Source organism: Streptomyces sp. NPDC023481 (assembly GCF_055560195.1).
Map to the genome: position 1 here is coordinate 374,224 of NZ_JBVHJE010000002.1, position 14,488 is coordinate 388,711.

14 protein-coding genes are annotated in these 14,488 nt (G+C 70.8%); 10 read left to right on the forward strand and 4 right to left on the reverse strand.

Features of this window, described 5'->3' with window-relative positions:
* The first annotated feature begins 84 nt into the window (after positions 1 to 84).
* Positions 85 to 666 carry a TetR/AcrR family transcriptional regulator gene (locus tag ACZ3ZD_RS05905; RefSeq protein WP_467393959.1) on the forward strand — a complete coding sequence of 194 codons (582 nt, stop codon included), beginning with the start codon at positions 85 to 87 and terminating at the stop codon, positions 664 to 666.
* 12 nt (positions 667 to 678) lie between these two features.
* Here the strand turns inward: ACZ3ZD_RS05905 and ACZ3ZD_RS05910 are convergent, their stop codons facing one another.
* Together ACZ3ZD_RS05910 and ACZ3ZD_RS05915 are read right to left on the reverse strand one after the other, a co-directional pair.
* Positions 679 to 1,467: an EI24 domain-containing protein gene (locus tag ACZ3ZD_RS05910; protein WP_467393961.1), complete on the reverse strand. Its 789-nt coding sequence runs from the start codon at positions 1,465 to 1,467 to the stop codon at positions 679 to 681.
* A gap of 10 nt (positions 1,468 to 1,477) precedes the next feature.
* Entirely contained in the window at positions 1,478 to 1,945 is a 468-nt protein-coding gene (locus tag ACZ3ZD_RS05915) for a MarR family winged helix-turn-helix transcriptional regulator (RefSeq protein ID WP_467393963.1), read from the reverse strand.
* Between the two features lie 87 nt (positions 1,946 to 2,032).
* Here ACZ3ZD_RS05915 and ACZ3ZD_RS05920 point away from each other — a divergent pair, with 87 nt between their 5' ends.
* Both ACZ3ZD_RS05920 and ACZ3ZD_RS05925 read left to right on the forward strand, forming a co-directional pair.
* Positions 2,033 to 3,031 (forward strand): NADP-dependent oxidoreductase, encoded by a 999-nt coding sequence (locus ACZ3ZD_RS05920; RefSeq protein ID WP_467393965.1) that lies wholly within the window; start codon positions 2,033 to 2,035, stop codon positions 3,029 to 3,031.
* A 95-nt stretch (positions 3,032 to 3,126) separates the two neighbouring features.
* Positions 3,127 to 3,546 carry an organic hydroperoxide resistance protein gene (locus ACZ3ZD_RS05925; protein WP_467393967.1) on the forward strand — a complete coding sequence of 140 codons (420 nt, stop codon included), beginning with the start codon at positions 3,127 to 3,129 and terminating at the stop codon, positions 3,544 to 3,546.
* Between the two features lie 58 nt (positions 3,547 to 3,604).
* On the opposite strand, the gene ACZ3ZD_RS05930 is transcribed toward ACZ3ZD_RS05925, so the two are convergent.
* Both ACZ3ZD_RS05930 and ACZ3ZD_RS05935 read right to left on the reverse strand, forming a co-directional pair.
* Positions 3,605 to 4,765 (reverse strand): serine hydrolase domain-containing protein, encoded by a 1,161-nt coding sequence (locus ACZ3ZD_RS05930; RefSeq protein ID WP_467393969.1) that lies wholly within the window; start codon positions 4,763 to 4,765, stop codon positions 3,605 to 3,607.
* A 174-nt stretch (positions 4,766 to 4,939) separates the two neighbouring features.
* Positions 4,940 to 5,794 carry an SCO2400 family protein gene (locus ACZ3ZD_RS05935; RefSeq protein ID WP_467393971.1) on the reverse strand — a complete coding sequence of 285 codons (855 nt, stop codon included), beginning with the start codon at positions 5,792 to 5,794 and terminating at the stop codon, positions 4,940 to 4,942.
* Between the two features lie 200 nt (positions 5,795 to 5,994).
* Here ACZ3ZD_RS05935 and ACZ3ZD_RS05940 point away from each other — a divergent pair, with 200 nt between their 5' ends.
* The 7 genes from ACZ3ZD_RS05940 (at position 5,995) to ACZ3ZD_RS05970 (ending at position 14,488) form a co-directional block, all read left to right on the forward strand.
* Complete coding sequence (locus ACZ3ZD_RS05940; RefSeq protein WP_467393972.1) at positions 5,995 to 7,152, forward strand: mandelate racemase/muconate lactonizing enzyme family protein; 1,158 nt, start codon at positions 5,995 to 5,997, stop codon at positions 7,150 to 7,152.
* Positions 7,149 to 8,153: a zinc-dependent alcohol dehydrogenase gene (locus tag ACZ3ZD_RS05945; protein ID WP_467393973.1), complete on the forward strand. Its 1,005-nt coding sequence runs from the start codon at positions 7,149 to 7,151 to the stop codon at positions 8,151 to 8,153. Before ACZ3ZD_RS05940 ends, ACZ3ZD_RS05945 begins: the two co-directional genes overlap by 4 nt.
* 112 nt (positions 8,154 to 8,265) lie before the next feature.
* On the forward strand, positions 8,266 to 9,243 hold the full coding sequence (locus ACZ3ZD_RS05950) for a hypothetical protein (protein ID WP_467393975.1): 978 nt from the start codon (positions 8,266 to 8,268) through the stop codon (positions 9,241 to 9,243).
* Positions 9,244 to 9,353: 110 nt separating this feature from the next.
* Positions 9,354 to 10,463: a multiple monosaccharide ABC transporter substrate-binding protein gene (gene chvE / locus ACZ3ZD_RS05955; RefSeq protein WP_467393977.1), complete on the forward strand. Its 1,110-nt coding sequence runs from the start codon at positions 9,354 to 9,356 to the stop codon at positions 10,461 to 10,463.
* A 34-nt stretch (positions 10,464 to 10,497) separates the two neighbouring features.
* Positions 10,498 to 12,048, forward strand: a complete 1,551-nt coding sequence (gene mmsA, locus ACZ3ZD_RS05960) for a multiple monosaccharide ABC transporter ATP-binding protein (RefSeq protein WP_467393979.1) — start codon at positions 10,498 to 10,500, stop codon at positions 12,046 to 12,048.
* Entirely contained in the window at positions 12,045 to 13,289 is a 1,245-nt protein-coding gene (gene mmsB / locus ACZ3ZD_RS05965) for a multiple monosaccharide ABC transporter permease (RefSeq protein ID WP_467393981.1), read from the forward strand. Before mmsA ends, mmsB begins: the two co-directional genes overlap by 4 nt.
* Before the next feature lie 26 nt (positions 13,290 to 13,315).
* Entirely contained in the window at positions 13,316 to 14,488 is a 1,173-nt protein-coding gene (locus tag ACZ3ZD_RS05970; protein WP_467393983.1) for an aldose epimerase family protein, read from the forward strand.

The window sequence follows — 14,488 nt, forward strand, 5'->3', positions numbered from 1 at the left end:
GGTCCGTGCGGTGGGACCATCGTGCACGGGTGGCCTGTAGAGCGGTAGGTTTCGTTATCTTGCCGTTATGTTCGGGGTGGGGGGATGTCGTACCGTGACGTCATGAACGCGAGGGTCAGGGGCGACGAGCGGCGCGCGGAGATCGTGGGGGCCGCGCTGGAGGTGATCGCCGAGCGGGGGTACCGGGGGGCGAGCCTGGCCGCGGTGGCCGAGCGCGTCGGGCTCACCCAGCAGGGCCTGCTGCACCACTTCCCCACCAAGGACGCCCTGCTGGTGGCCGTGCTCCAGGAGCGGGACCGGTGGGACGCGGTGCCGGACTCGCGGTGGCGGATGGACCTGCTGGCCTCGCTGGTCGAGTACAACGCGATGCGGCCGGCGATCATCCAGACCTTCTCCGCGCTGCTCGGCGAGAGCGTGACGGAGGGTCATCCGGCGCGGGACTACTTCACCGAGCGGTACGCCCGCGTCCGCACCACCATGGCCGCGGTCCTGCGCGCCGAGTACGGTGACCGGCTGCCGAACGGGCTCACCCCCGAGCGGACCGCCCCGCTGCTCGTGGCGGTGATGGACGGCCTGCAGTACCAGTGGCTCCTGGACCCCGCCTCGGTGGACATGCCGGCCGCCTTCCACGACTTCCTGCGGTTGCTGGGCGAGCCGGCCGAGTAGGCCGCACCCCCGTCAGCGGGTGGCGTTCCGCGCCGCCTCCTCGGTGGCGTCGGCACGCTCCTCGCCCAGCAGGTCCCGGGCCAGGAGGGTGGCGCCCGCGACCGCGCCCGGCATCAGGAACACCGCGACGAAGGGCACCAGGAAGGCCAGGCCCAGGGGCGTGCCGAAGCCCCAGACCAGCATCCTGCGGGAGCGGAGCAGGGCGAGCCGGGCGCGCAGGTCGACGCCCCTGCGCTGCATCGCGACGGCGGCGAGTTCCTCGGTGAGGAAGAAGCCGGTGACGAAGAAGCCGATCACGGGGACGACCGTCTGTCCGACGAACGGCAGGAAGCCGAGGGCGAAGAGCAGGACGCCCCACAGGCCGGCCCGGACCAGGACGCGCAGGCTGTCCCGGGCCGAGACCCACAGCTCGCGCCAGAGCGGGAGGCCGGACGCGGGGGCGGTGCCGTCGGGCGAGACGTCGGCGTCGACCCTCTCCGAGAGGCTCTCGTAGAAGGGCTGGCCGACCAGCAGCGTGACGGCGGTGAAGGTGAGCACGGCCAGCAGCAGGCCGAGGGCGAACAGGACGGCCGTCAGGAAGCCGCGGAAGAGGCCCTGCCAGGGGCTGGACCAGTCGTCCGCGAACGGGGTGGCCCAGCCGACCGCGTCCGCGCCCCACAGGGCGAGCGCGACCAGCGCGGCGGCGTACAGCACCAGCGTGATCAGGCCGGGCAGCAGTCCGAACCCGTACTGCCGGCCGTGCCGGGCCACCCAGCGCTGGCCCTTCAGCAGATAACCGAACCCCACCCCGAGATCGCGCATGGCGAGGACTCTACTGGCCCGGCCGGGCCGGTGCGGGTGCCGGGACGTCCAGCATGCGGCGGAGCAGGTCGCGCAGGGAACCGCGCTCGTCGTCGGTGAGGGCGGCGAGCGGCTCGCGCGCGAAGTGCAGGCCCTCGCGCAGCTCCCGGGCCATCCGGCGGCCCTCCTCGGTGGCGGCGGCCACCTTCACCCGGCGGTCGGCCGGGTCGGGGCGGCGCTCCACCAGGCCGCGGGACTCCAGGCGGTCCACGATCCCGGTGACGTTCGACGGCTCGCACTTCAGCTTCTGCGCCAGCTTGCGCATGGGCAGCGGCTCCAGCGAGAGCAGGCTGAGCAGCCGGGCCTGCGGACCGGTCAGCGTGAACTCACCCGCCGCCTTCTCGTAGTCCGCGTAGAAGCGAGCCACGACGTCACCGATCAGCTCCACGACCTCCAGGGTGAGGGCGTCGGGGCGATGGCTTTTCGATGGGGTGGACATGGGAACCAGGATACCCGGTTACTTGACATCATGAAATATTCAGGTGCAGTGTTGTTTCAGGTACTGAAGTAAAAGGAAAGGCACGTCATGATCAACCGCGAGTGGCACCTGCTCAGCCGTCCCGTCGGCTGGCCGAAGCCCGAGGACTTCGCCCTGGTCGAGGCGCCGGTCCCGACCCCGGGCGAGGGTCAGGTGCTGGTGCGGAACACGTACCTCTCCGTCGACCCGTACATGCGCGGCCGGATGAGCGAGGCGAAGTCGTACGTCGCCCCCTTCGAGCTGAACAAGGTCATGCAGGGCGGCGCGGTCGGCGAGGTCATCGAGTCCCGCGCCGAGGGCATCGCCGTCGGCGACCACGTCCTGCACTTCCTCGGCTGGCGCGAGTACGCGGCCGTGGACGCCCGGCAGGCCGTCAAGGTCGACGCCGGGACCGCGCCCCTGTCGACGTACCTGGGCGTCCTCGGCATGACCGGCCTGACCGCCTACGCCGGCCTGCTGCGCACCGCCTCCTTCAAGGAGGGCGACACCGTGTTCGTGTCGGGCGCCGCCGGGGCCGTGGGCAGCCAGGTGGGCCAGATCGCCAGGCTCAAGGGCGCCGCCCGGGTCATCGGCTCGGCCGGCTCCGACGAGAAGGTCAAGCTGCTGGTGGAGGAGTACGGCTTCCACGCCGCGTTCAACTACAAGAACGGCCCGGTCGCCGAGCAGCTGCGCGAGGCCGCGCCCGACGGCATCGACGTCTACTTCGACAACGTCGGCGGCGACCACCTGGAGGCCGCCATCGGCTCCCTGAACGAGGGCGGCCGGATCGCCGTCTGCGGCATGATCTCGGTCTACAACAACACCGAGCCCGCGCCCGGCCCGAAGAACCTCGCCCGCCTCATCCAGACCCGCGGCCGCATCGAGGGCTTCCTGGTCAGCGACCACTACGACCTCCAGCCGCAGTTCGTCCAGGAGGTCGGTCCGTGGGTCGCCTCGGGCGCGCTGAAGTACCGGGAGACCGTGGTCGAGGGCATCGAGAACAACCTGGAGGCGTTCCTCGGGGTCCTGCGCGGCGACAACGTCGGCAAGATGGTCGTCAAGCTCTAGCCTTCACGGCGTTTTCGGTATGCGGTAACTTCTTTCCGAAATCCGTCGGCGATCGTGGGCGCGAGTCGCGGCGGACCGAGGAGGAGGACATCCGCATGCCCATCACCCAGTCCGACGTCGTGTACACCGCCGTCGCCACCGCCGAGAACGGCCGCGACGGGCGGGTCGCCACGGACGACGGCCGGCTCGACGTCGTCGTCAACCCGCCGAAGGAGATGGGCGGCAGCGGCTCCGGGACCAATCCGGAGCAGCTGTTCGCCGCCGGGTACAGCGCCTGCTTCCAGGGCGCGCTGGCCGTGGTCGCCCGGCAGGAGGGCGCCGACGTCTCCGGCTCGACCGTCACCGCGAAGGTCGGGATCGGCAGGAACGACGACGGGTTCGGGATCATCGTGGAGATCTCGGCGAACATCCCGGAGGTCGACGCGGCGACCGCGCGGGACCTGGTGGAGAAGGCCCACCAGGTGTGCCCCTACTCGAAGGCGACCCGGGGCGACGTCACCGTGACGCTGGTCTGACCCCGTCGTTAGCACATCGGCAGCCGCATCCTTGGACGTGGGGTGCGGCTGCTTCGCCCTACGAAGTGGCCAGGGCCGCCCGCTGGACGGCCGCCGCCAGCCTGTCGTTCTCCGGGGCCGCCCCGCCCGGGAACGCGAACCTGCGCCGCGTGTAGGCGTAGGCGATGCCCGCGCGCGGGTCCGCGAAGGCCTGGACGCCGTTGGCGCCGCTGTGGCCCAGGCTGCCGGCGCCGAGGAAGGGGTGCCAGGTGTCGGAGGTCGCCTGGAAACCCAGGCCGAAGGACTTGTGGGCGCGGGCCACCAGGTCGTAGCCCGTGGAGTGGATCTGGCCGAACTCCGCCAGCGTGTCCTCCTTCAGCAGCGGCGCTCTGCCGTCCACCTCGCCGGCCATCGCCGCGTACATGGCCGCGAGCCCCCGGGCCGAGCCGACCCCGCCCACCGAGGCGGGGCCCTTGGCGCGGACCAGCCGCTCGTTCGGCAGGCTCTCCAGATCGGTGGGCTGTGCGCCGTGCCGGTTGAGGGCGATCGAGGCGAGGGTGCCCGGGCCGGCCGGCAGGGCGTCGAGCCGGCCCTGCTGCGCGGGGGTCGGCAGCATCGGCTGGACCGTGCGGAAGCGCGGCTCGTGCGCGGCCGGCAGGCCCAGGTGGAGGTCGAGGCCGTGCGGGGCGCGGATCCGCTCCTCGTACACCTCCTGGAGGGTACGGCCCGTCGCCCGGCGGACGACCTCGCCGGTCAGCGCGCCGATGACCAGCGCGTGGCAGCCGAAGGCCGTGCCCGGCCGCCAGAAGGGCCGCTGGTCGGCGAGGCGTTCGGCGATCATCCGGTCGTCGGCGAGTTCGGCGAGGGTGAACCCGGTGTCGGTGCCGACCAGTCCCGCGCGGTGTGCGAGCAGGTCCCGCAGGGTCAGCGCGCCCTTGCCCTCGGCGGCGAACTCCGGCCAGTAGTAGGTGACCTTGCGGTCCGGCTCCAGCGTGCCCTCCTGCACGAGCAGCGCCGCGACCAGGTGGGCCGCGCCCTTCGTGGCCGAGTACACGGCGTACAGCGCGTCGCCCGTCACACCCGGGCCCGCCCACAGGTCCACGACCCGGCGGCCGTGGACGTACGCGCACAACTGGCCCTCGTAGTCCGGCCGTTCCCCGGCGACGACGGCGGCGAACTCCTCGCGCACCGGCTCGAATCCCTCGGCGACCGTGCCCTGGACGGTGATCTCCTGCGTCATCCGCTCTCCTTGACCGATCCGCTGCTCGCTGCTCACCCGTCGGCGCAACGCCCTGTCGATCCCGGGCGTTCCCGAGATCGGTACGGCGGGACGTGCCCGTTCGACTCAACCCCCGTCAGGGCCGGGGGGTGTCGTGGATGCCCCGGATGGCGCAGGGGCGGGCCGCGGGCACGCTCAGGTGCACCACCACAGGAAGCGGTCGCAGGTCCTGGTGGGCGAGGGCCGGGGGGTGGGGGCGGCGGTCGTGGGGGCCGCGGTGGGGGTGCCGGCGGGCGCGCCGGTGGCCGGGGTGGTGGGAGTGGTCGCAGTCGCGCCGGAGCCCGTGGTGGCCGTCGGCCGGGTTTCGGCGGTGTCCTCGGCGGAGGGGGAGGCGGAGTCCTTGGCCCGTGCGGACTTCGAGGGGGACGCGGAGGACGAGGCGTCCGGGGAGGCGGGGTCGCGGGTGCCCGGGGAGGTGCCCGTGTCGGCGTTGATCGGGTCCGCGGTGCTGTCCGGCGCGGCGGAGGCGGCGCCGCCGTTCGCGGTGGTGTCCCCGGCGGGGGCCGGGGTGTCGCCGGAGAACGACGAGAAGGGCGCGTCCGTGCCGAGTTCGGCGAGGCTCAGCCCGCCGGCGGCGAGCACGAACCCGGCCACGACCAGCACGGTGCGGCGACGGCGGCGGCGGTGCACGGCGGCCTTGCGGTCCCGCCGGCTCGCCCCGGCCCGCGCGGCCCGCCGGCCACCGGAGGCGGTGTCCTCGGCGCTCTCCGCGTCGCCGTCGGCGGGTTCGGCCCCGGCGTACTCGGCGGCCTCGGCGTCGGCGGGGTCCGGCCACCGGTCCGGGTGGTCCGGGGCCTCGGGGGCGCCGAGCGGGTCGTAGGGGGCGTCGTACGGGTCGTCGTACTGATGGTCGTACGCCGTTCGTGGTGGCGCGTGCCCGTGCCCGTACGTGTGCGGGTGCGGCTGCGCGAGGCGGGCAGCCGGCGTTCCGCACCCGGGGCAGGCCAGGGCGCCGTTGAGGTGCCGTTGGCACGGGGGGCAGTAGTCCATGACGCGGGAAGACTAAGGTCCGCGCGGGCGCTGTTCCAGGCGGGACGGTGAAGGTTTCGTGCGAGCTCGAAAGATTTCTCGAAAGCCTTGCCGAAACCGTTACCCCTACGACCCATTGACACCCCTGCCGGAGCATCCTTACTGTCACGCCAGCATTTCGAACGTGTGACGAAATATCGAACAGCTGAGGGGCAACTGCCGTGCGCATCACCGGAATCAGCACGCACGTGGTCGGCACGCCGTGGCGCAACCTGACCTACGTCCAGGTGCACACCGACGAGGGCATCACGGGAGTCGGCGAGACCCGGATGCTCGGGCACACCGACGCGCTGATCGGCTATCTGCGGGAGGCCGAGGCCAACCACATTCTCGGGTCCGACCCGTTCGCTGTCGAGGACCTGGTGCGCCGGATGAAGTACGGCGACTACGGCCGCGCCGGCGAGATCGTCATGTCCGGCATCGCGGTCGTCGAGATGGCGTGCTGGGACATCAAGGGCAAGGCGCTGGGCGTGCCGGTGTGGCAGCTGCTCGGCGGAAAGGTGACCGACAAGGTCAAGGCGTACGCCAACGGGTGGTACACGACCGAGCGAACGCCGGAGGCGTACCACAAGGCCGCGCAGGGGGTGATGGAGCGCGGGTACCGGGCGCTGAAGATCGACCCGTTCGGCACCGGGCACTTCGAACTGGACCACGAGCAGACCCTGTACGCCGTCTCCCTCATCGAGGCCGTACGCGACGCCATCGGCCCGGAGGCCGAGCTGATGCTGGAGATGCACGGCCGCTTCTCCCCCGCCACCGCCGTCCGGCTGGCCAAGGAGATGGCACCGTTCAAGCCGGCCTGGCTGGAGGAGCCGGTGCCGCCGGAGAACCTGAAGGCGCTGGAGAAGGTCGCCGCCAAGGTGGACGTCCCGGTCGCCACCGGCGAGCGGATCCACGACCGGATCGAGTTCCGCGAGCTGTTCGACAGCCAGGCCGTGGACATCATCCAGCCGGACGTCGGCCACATCGGCGGCATCTGGGAGACCCGCAAGCTGGCCGCCACCGCCGAGACCCACTACATGCTGGTCGCGCCGCACAACGTGGGCGGGTCGGTGCTCACCGCCGCCTCCCTCCAGGTCGGGTTCACCTCCCCGAACTTCAAGATCCTGGAGCACTTCAACGACTTCGCGGACGCGGAGATCAAGAAGGTGGTCAAGGGCGCGCCGCAGGTCGTGGACGGCTACTTCCACCTCTCCGACGCGCCCGGTCTCGGCGTCGAGCTGGACGTCGACGCGGCGGCCGAGTTCCCGCAGCAGCAGGCCCGGTTCGACCTGTGGGCCGAGGGCTGGGAGCAGCGCAAGCCGAAGGCGACCAAGTGAGCTCCCAGGTCCTGGTCGAGGCGCCGGGCGTGCACCGGGTCGAGGCCCACACACCCCGCGAGCCCGGTCCCGGCGAGGCGCTGGTCGCGGTGCACGCGGCCGGCATCTGCGGCAGCGACCGCGAGGTGTACCAGGGCAACCGGCCCGAGGGGTACGTGCGGTATCCGCTCACGCCCGGGCACGAGTGGTCCGGGACCGTGCGGGCGGTGGGGGCCGGGGTGCCCGGCTCGCTCGTCGGCCGCAAGGTGGTCGGCGAGGGCTTCCGCAACTGCCAGGTCTGCGACCGCTGTCACGCGGGCGAGACCACGCTGTGCACGGCCGGTTACGAGGAGACCGGCTTCACGCGGCCCGGCGCCATGGCGGCCACGCTCACCCTGCCCGCCCGGCTGCTGCACGTCCTGCCGGACGGCGCCGACCTGACCGCCGCCGCGCTGCTGGAGCCGGCCGCCTGCATCGCGGCCGCCGCGCTGAAGGCGAACGCCCGGCCGGGCGAGCGGGTCGCGGTGGTCGGCACGGGCACGCTGGGCATGTTCGCGGTGCAGTTCCTGAGGGCCGTGTCGCCGGCGGAGCTGCTCGTGGTGGGCACACGGGACGACCGCGAGGCGCTCTCCCGGCGGTTCGGGGCGAGCGACTTCCGGCTGAAGGACCGGCCGTTGCCCGACGACTTCGACGTGGTGATCGAGACCGCCGGTTCGGCGTCCGCCGCGCGCACCGCCGCCTCGCTGCTGCGGCGCGGCGGCCGGCTGGTCCTCACCGGGATCCCGGCCGCGGGCGCGGACGGGCTCGACCCGACCGACCTCGTCGTACGGCAGCTGGAGGTGCACACCGTCTTCGGGGCGCCCCCTGACGCCTGGGCGCACGCCGTGCGGGTGTTCGGCGCCGGGCTGCTGGATCCGCTGCCGCTGGTCACGCACGAGCTGCCGCTGACCGAGTTCCCGCGGGCCATCGAGCTGGTGGGGGCCGGTGATCCGAAGGTGGGCAAGGTGCTGCTCCGCCCCTGACCGTACGCCGGGCGGGGCGTGACCTGACGGCGCCCCGCCCGGCGTACACCAGCGCTTTTCCGTACCGAGAGCCGCGAACCTTGTCCGGCATACCGAACACGAAGGACAGCTTGTGACCGACGCTTCCGCTCCGGCAGCCCGCAGGCCCGGCGAGCAGGTGCTCGCCGCACTCGGCCTGGCCGCGCCCGCCCTCGACCCCGCCGACGCCTCCGCGCACTCCTTCCCGGGCGGTGGCCGCTGGCGCACCGAGATCCCCTCGTGCGAGGGGCCCGAAGCGCTGGCGGTCGTCCTCAAGGAGGCCTCGCGCCTCGACGTGCCGATCCACCGGATCAGCCAGGGCAGCGGCGTGTGGATGCTCACCGACGCCGAGATCACCGAGATGGTCGAGGCCACCGGCGAACGCGACATCGAACTGTGCCTGTTCACCGGCCCGCGCGGCACCTGGGACATCGGCGGCTCGGTACGGTCCGACTCGCGGGGGGCCGGACTGCGCGCCCGGGGCCACGACGCGGTCGCCGGCTGTGTCGAGGACGCCGTCCGAGCCACCGAACTGGGCGTCAAGTGCCTGCTCGTCGCCGACGAGGGCGTGCTGTGGACCCTGCACCGGGCCCGCGAGGCCGGCATCATCCCGGCCGACACCACGCTGAAGGTCTCGGCGCTCATCGGCCCCGTCAACCCGGCCGCGTACGCCGTCTACGAGCGGCTCGGCGCCGACTCCGTCAACGTGCCCAGCGATCTGACGCTGGACCACCTCACCGAGATCCGCCGGGTGTCCGGCGCCCCGATGGACATGTACATCGAGGCACCCGACGACCTCGGCGGCTACGTCCGGATGTACGAGGTCGCCGAGCTGATCCGGCGCGGCGCACCGCTCTACCTGAAGTTCGGCCTGTCCAAGGCGCCCGGCATCTACCCGTGGGGCACCCACCTCAGAGACGTCACCCTGGACACCGCCCGGGAGCGGGTGCGGCGCGGCCGCCTCGCCCTGGACCTGCTCGCCCGGCACGGCGCGGACGGCGACATGGCGCCGCTCGGCTCCCGGCTGCCGGGGCCCTTGCACCGGTTCCCCACCGAGAGTGCCACGAGATGACCGACGGGGGCCGCGGGCCGCATGCCGACCACGGTCCCGCACACCCCTTCGGAACGCTCGGACCGACCTCGCCAAGTATCCCGACGAAGACAAGAACAGGGACGATCACCATGCGCACTCGTAGAAGCGCCCTCACCCTCATAGCCGGCGCCGCCTCGCTCGCCCTCACCCTGAGCGCCTGCGGCCAGAGCGGCGACGGCGGCAGCAAGGAGAAGACGGGCGACGTCAAGGGCGCCACCATCGGCATCGCCATGCCGACGAAGTCCTCCGAGCGCTGGATCTCCGACGGCAAGAACGTCGTCAAGGACCTGGAGGCCAAGGGCTACAAGACCAAGCTGGTCTACGGCGAGGACGACCCCGACACCCAGGTCTCGCAGATCGAGAACCTCATCACGCAGGGCGTGAAGGGCCTGATCGTCGCGGCGATCGACAACAAGTCGCTGAACAACGTCCTCCAGGAGGCCGCGGACGCGAACATCCCGGTCATCTCCTACGACCGGCTGATCCTGGGCACCAAGAACGTCGACTACTACGCCTCGTTCGACAACGAGAAGGTCGGCACGCTCCAGGGCCAGTACATCGTGGACAAGCTCGGCCTGGGCAAGGGCAAGAAGGGCCCCTTCAACATCGAGCTGTTCGCCGGTTCCAACGACGACAACAACACGAAGTACTTCTTCGGCGGCGCGATGAAGGTGCTCCAGCCCTACATCGACAAGAAGCAGCTCGTCGTCAGGTCCGGGCAGACCAAGCTCAACCAGGTCACCACCCTGCGCTGGGACGGCACCACCGCGCAGAAGCGCATGGAGGACGTCCTCACCTCCGCCTACAAGAGCGGCCGGGTCGACGCGGTGCTGTCGCCGTACGACGGCATCTCCATCGGCATCCTGTCCGCGCTGAAGTCGGACGGCTACGGCTCGGGCAACAAGCCTCTGCCGGTCATCACCGGCCAGGACGCGGAGCTGGCCTCGGTGAAGTCGATCATCTCCGGTCAGCAGACGCAGACGGTCTACAAGGACCTCCGCAAGCTCGCCGAGGTCGCCGCCACGATGATGGACGACTCCCTGAAGGGCAAGAAGCCCCAGGTCAACGACACCAAGACGTACGACAACGGCACCAAGGTCGTGCCCGCCTACCTGCTCCAGCCGGTGAGTGTCGACAAGAGCAACTACAAGCAGGTCCTGGTCGACGGCGGCTACTACACCGAGGCCGAACTCAAGTAACCCGCCCTTTTCCTACGGAGTGAAAGGCACGACCATGGCGGGACCCGTCCTGGAAATGCGCTCGATCGTCAAGACCTTTCCCGGTGTCAAGGCGCTGTCGGACGTCACGCTGACCGTCCGGCAGGGCGAGGTCCACGCCATCTGCGGGGAGAACGGCGCCGGCAAGTCCACCCTCATGAAGGTGCTGTCCGGCGTCCACCCGCACGGCAGTTACGAGGGGGACGTCCTCTTCGAGGGAGAGGTCTGCCGGTTCCGGGACATCCGGGCGAGCGAGCAGCACGGCATCGTGATCATCCACCAGGAGCTGGCCCTGGTGCCGCACCTGTCCATCGCCGAGAACCTCTTCCTCGGCAACGAGCACGCCACACGCGGTCTCATCAACTGGCGCGAGACCCTGCGCCACGCCACCGAACTGCTGCGCCGGGTCGGCCTGGACGAGCACCCGGAGACCCGGGTCGCCGACATCGGCGTGGGCAAGCAGCAGCTGGTGGAGATCGCCAAGGCGCTGTCCAAGCAGGTGAAGCTGCTGATCCTGGACGAGCCGACGGCGGCCCTGAACGACGAGGACAGCGACAAGCTGCTCGATCTGATCCTGGAGCTGAAGAACCAGGGCATCACCTCGATCATCATCTCCCACAAGCTCAACGAGATCCGCAAGGTCGCCGACTCGGTGACCATCATCCGGGACGGCCGGTCCATCGAGACCCTCGACGTGAAGGCGCCGGAGACCACCGAGGAGCGGATCATCGCCGGCATGGTCGGCCGCGACCTCGACCACCGCTTCCCCGAGCGCAGCCCGCACCAGCCGGAGGAGGGCACGGCACCGGCGCTGGAGATCCGCGGCTGGACCGTGTTCCACCCGATCGACCAGCAGCGCAAGGTGGTGGACGACGTGTCGCTGACCGTGCGCCGCGGGGAGATCGTGGGCATCGCGGGCCTGATGGGCGCGGGCCGTACCGAACTCGCGATGAGCGTCTTCGGGCGGGCCTACGGCCGGTACGCGGGCGGCACGGTCCTGAAGGACGGTGCGCAGATCCGTACCAGGACCGTGGCGGAGGCGATCGGTCACGGCATCGCGTACGTCACCGAGGACCGCAAGCACTACGGCCTGAACCTCATCGACACCATCAACCGGAACATCTCGCTGACCGCGCTGGACAAGGTCGCCAAGCGGGGTGTGGTGGACGAGCACGAGGAACGGCAGGTCGCCGAGCGCTTCCGGAAGTCCATGAACATCAAGGCGCCCACGGTGTTCGAGCCGGTGGGCAAGCTCTCCGGCGGCAACCAGCAGAAGGTCGTCCTCAGCAAGTGGATCTTCGCGGGTCCGGACGTGCTGATCCTGGACGAGCCGACCCGCGGCATCGACGTGGGCGCCAAGTACGAGATCTACACGGTCATCGACCAGCTCGCCGCCCAGGGCAAGGCGGTCGTCTTCATCTCCTCCGAGCTGCCCGAGCTGCTCGGCATGTGCGACCGCATCTACACGATGGCCGCGGGGCGGCTGACCGGCGAGGTGCCGCGCGCCGAAGCCACGCAGGAAGTGCTGATGCGCCATATGACGAAGGACAAAGAGGTAACGCGATGAGCACGGATGTGACCGCCAAGAGCCCGGCCCCCGCGCCGCCGGGCAGGAGCGGATCGGCGGCCGGCGGGGGGCTGCTCGGACTGGTGCTGGCCGGACTGCGCCGCAACATGCGCCAGTACGGCATGCTGATCGCGCTCGGCCTGATCGTGGTCCTCTTCGCGGTCTGGACCGACGGGGACCTGCTGCTGCCGCGCAACGTCTCCAACCTGGTGCTGCAGAACAGCTACATCCTGATCCTCGCGATCGGCATGATGCTGGTGATCATCGCCGGGCACATCGACCTGTCGGTCGGCTCGCTCACGGCGTTCGTCGGTGCCTTCGCGGCCGTGCTGACCGTGCAGCACGGGGTGGCCTGGCCCGTCGCGCTGGTCCTGTGCCTGGTGGTCGGCGCGATCGCCGGCTCGGTCCAGGGCTATCTCATCGCCTATCTCGGCATACCGTCGTTCATCGTCACCCTCGCCGGGATGCTCCTCTTCCGCGGCCTCACCGAGATCCTGCTCAAGGGCCAGACCCTCGGCCCCTTCCCCGACGGTCTGCAGAAGCTCGGCAACGGCTTCCTGCCCGAGGTCGGCCCGAACACCAACTACCACAACCTCACCCTGCTGCTCGGGATCGTCCTGATCGCCGCCGTGGTCTGGCAGGAGTTCCGGGACCGCCGCCGCCAGCAGGAGTTCTCCCTGGACGTGCTGCCGGTCCGGCTGTTCCTGCTGAAGCTGACCGCCCTGGTCGCCGCGGTCCTCGTGCTCACCCTGCTGCTCGCCAGCTACAAGGGCGCCCCGATCGTGCTGATCATCCTCGGCGCGCTGGTCGTCGGCTACGGCTACATCATGCGCAACGCGGTCTTCGGCCGGCACATCTACGCGATCGGCGGCAACCTGCCGGCGGCCAAGCTGTCCGGCGTGAAGGACAAGAAGGTCACCTTCTACGTCTTCCTGAACATGGGCGTGCTCGCGGCCCTGGCGGGCATGGTGGTCGCCGCCCGGCTGAACGCGGCCTCGCCGAAGGCGGGCGTCAACTTCGAACTGGAGGCGATCGCCTCCTCGTTCATCGGTGGCGCGTCCATGAGCGGCGGTGTCGGCACCGTCCTCGGCGCCATCATCGGCGGTCTCGTCCTCGGCGTGCTGAACAACGGCATGAACCTCCTCAGCGTCGGCACCGACTGGCAGCAGGTCATCAAGGGCCTCGCCCTGCTGGTGGCGGTCGGGTTCGACGTGTGGAACAAGCGCAAGTCCGGTTCGTAAGCGCCCAGACAACACGGAGCCGCACCATGGAACTGAACAGACGCACGGTCATCGCGGGAGCAGCGGCGGCGGGACTGGCCGCCACCGCCCTCGGCACGGGCAGCGCCCAGGCCGCCACCGCCCCGGGAGGAGGCAAGGGGCCGGGCGGGCCGGTGAAGGAACTCTTCGGCACCCTCGCCGACGGCACCAAGGTCCACCGCTGGTCGCTGGAGAACGGCGGCACCCGCCTGAAGGTGCTCTCCTACGGCGGCATCGTCCAGACGCTGGAGACACCCGACCGGCACGGCCGCCACACCAACGTCGTGGCCGGTTTCGACAACCTCGCCGACTACGTGGCGAAGAGCCCGTACTTCGGCGCCCTGATCGGCCGGTACGGCAACCGCATCGGCAAGGGGCGGTTCACGCTGGACGGCACGGCGTACCAGCTCTCCGTGAACGACGGCGTCAACAGCCTGCACGGCGGGGTCAAGGGCTTCGACAAGCACGTCTGGCACGTCGAGCCGTTCACCCGGGGCTCGGACGTCGGGCTGCACCTGCGCTACACCAGCGTGGACGGCGAGATGGGCTACCCGGGCACGCTGCGCACGAAGGTGACGTACACCCTCACCCGACACGGCGACTGGCGCATCGACTACGAGGCCACCACCGACAAGGCCACCGTCGTCAACCTCACCAGTCACGTCTACTGGAACCTGGCCGGGGAGGGCAGCGGCACGATCGAGGACCACGAGCTGACGATCGCCGCGTCCCGGTACACGCCCACCGACTCGGGTCTGATCCCCACCGGCGAGCTGGCCGGGGTCGCGGGCACCCCGTTCGACTTCCGGCACGCCAAGCCGATCGGCCGGGACATCCGGGCGGGCCACGAGCAGCAGGTGCAGGCCAAGGGGTACGACCACAACTGGGTCCTGGACAAGGGGATCACGGCGAAGCCCGAGCACATCGCGACCCTGCGCGACCCGCGCTCCGGCCGCACCCTGAAGATCGCCAGCGACCAGCCGGGCCTGCAGTTCTACTCCGGCAACTTCCTCGACGGGACGCTCACCGGCACCGGCGGCCGCACCTACCGGCAGGGCGACGCCCTGTGCCTGGAGACGCAGCACTTCCCGGACTCGCCGAACCACGCGAACTTCCCCTCGACGGTGCTGCGGCCGGGGCGGACGTACCGGACGACCACGGTCCACACCTTCGGGGCGTGA

Bases quoted from the DNA above. Each gene is read 5' to 3' on its own strand.
- mmsA (WP_467393979.1), top strand. From the start codon at position 10,498: ATGGCGGGACCCGTCCTGGAAATGCGCTCGATCGTCAAGACCTTTCCC.
- ACZ3ZD_RS05935 (WP_467393971.1), bottom strand. From the start codon at position 5,794: ATGGACTACTGCCCCCCGTGCCAACGGCACCTCAACGGCGCCCTGGCC.
- ACZ3ZD_RS05905 (WP_467393959.1), top strand. From the start codon at position 85: ATGTCGTACCGTGACGTCATGAACGCGAGGGTCAGGGGCGACGAGCGG.
- ACZ3ZD_RS05920 (WP_467393965.1), top strand. From the start codon at position 2,033: ATGATCAACCGCGAGTGGCACCTGCTCAGCCGTCCCGTCGGCTGGCCG.
- chvE (WP_467393977.1), top strand. From the start codon at position 9,354: ATGCGCACTCGTAGAAGCGCCCTCACCCTCATAGCCGGCGCCGCCTCG.
- ACZ3ZD_RS05970 (WP_467393983.1), top strand. From the start codon at position 13,316: ATGGAACTGAACAGACGCACGGTCATCGCGGGAGCAGCGGCGGCGGGA.
- ACZ3ZD_RS05930 (WP_467393969.1), bottom strand. From the start codon at position 4,765: ATGACGCAGGAGATCACCGTCCAGGGCACGGTCGCCGAGGGATTCGAG.
- ACZ3ZD_RS05915 (WP_467393963.1), bottom strand. From the start codon at position 1,945: ATGTCCACCCCATCGAAAAGCCATCGCCCCGACGCCCTCACCCTGGAG.
- ACZ3ZD_RS05910 (WP_467393961.1), bottom strand. From the start codon at position 1,467: ATGCGCGATCTCGGGGTGGGGTTCGGTTATCTGCTGAAGGGCCAGCGC.
- mmsB (WP_467393981.1), top strand. From the start codon at position 12,045: ATGAGCACGGATGTGACCGCCAAGAGCCCGGCCCCCGCGCCGCCGGGC.
- ACZ3ZD_RS05925 (WP_467393967.1), top strand. From the start codon at position 3,127: ATGCCCATCACCCAGTCCGACGTCGTGTACACCGCCGTCGCCACCGCC.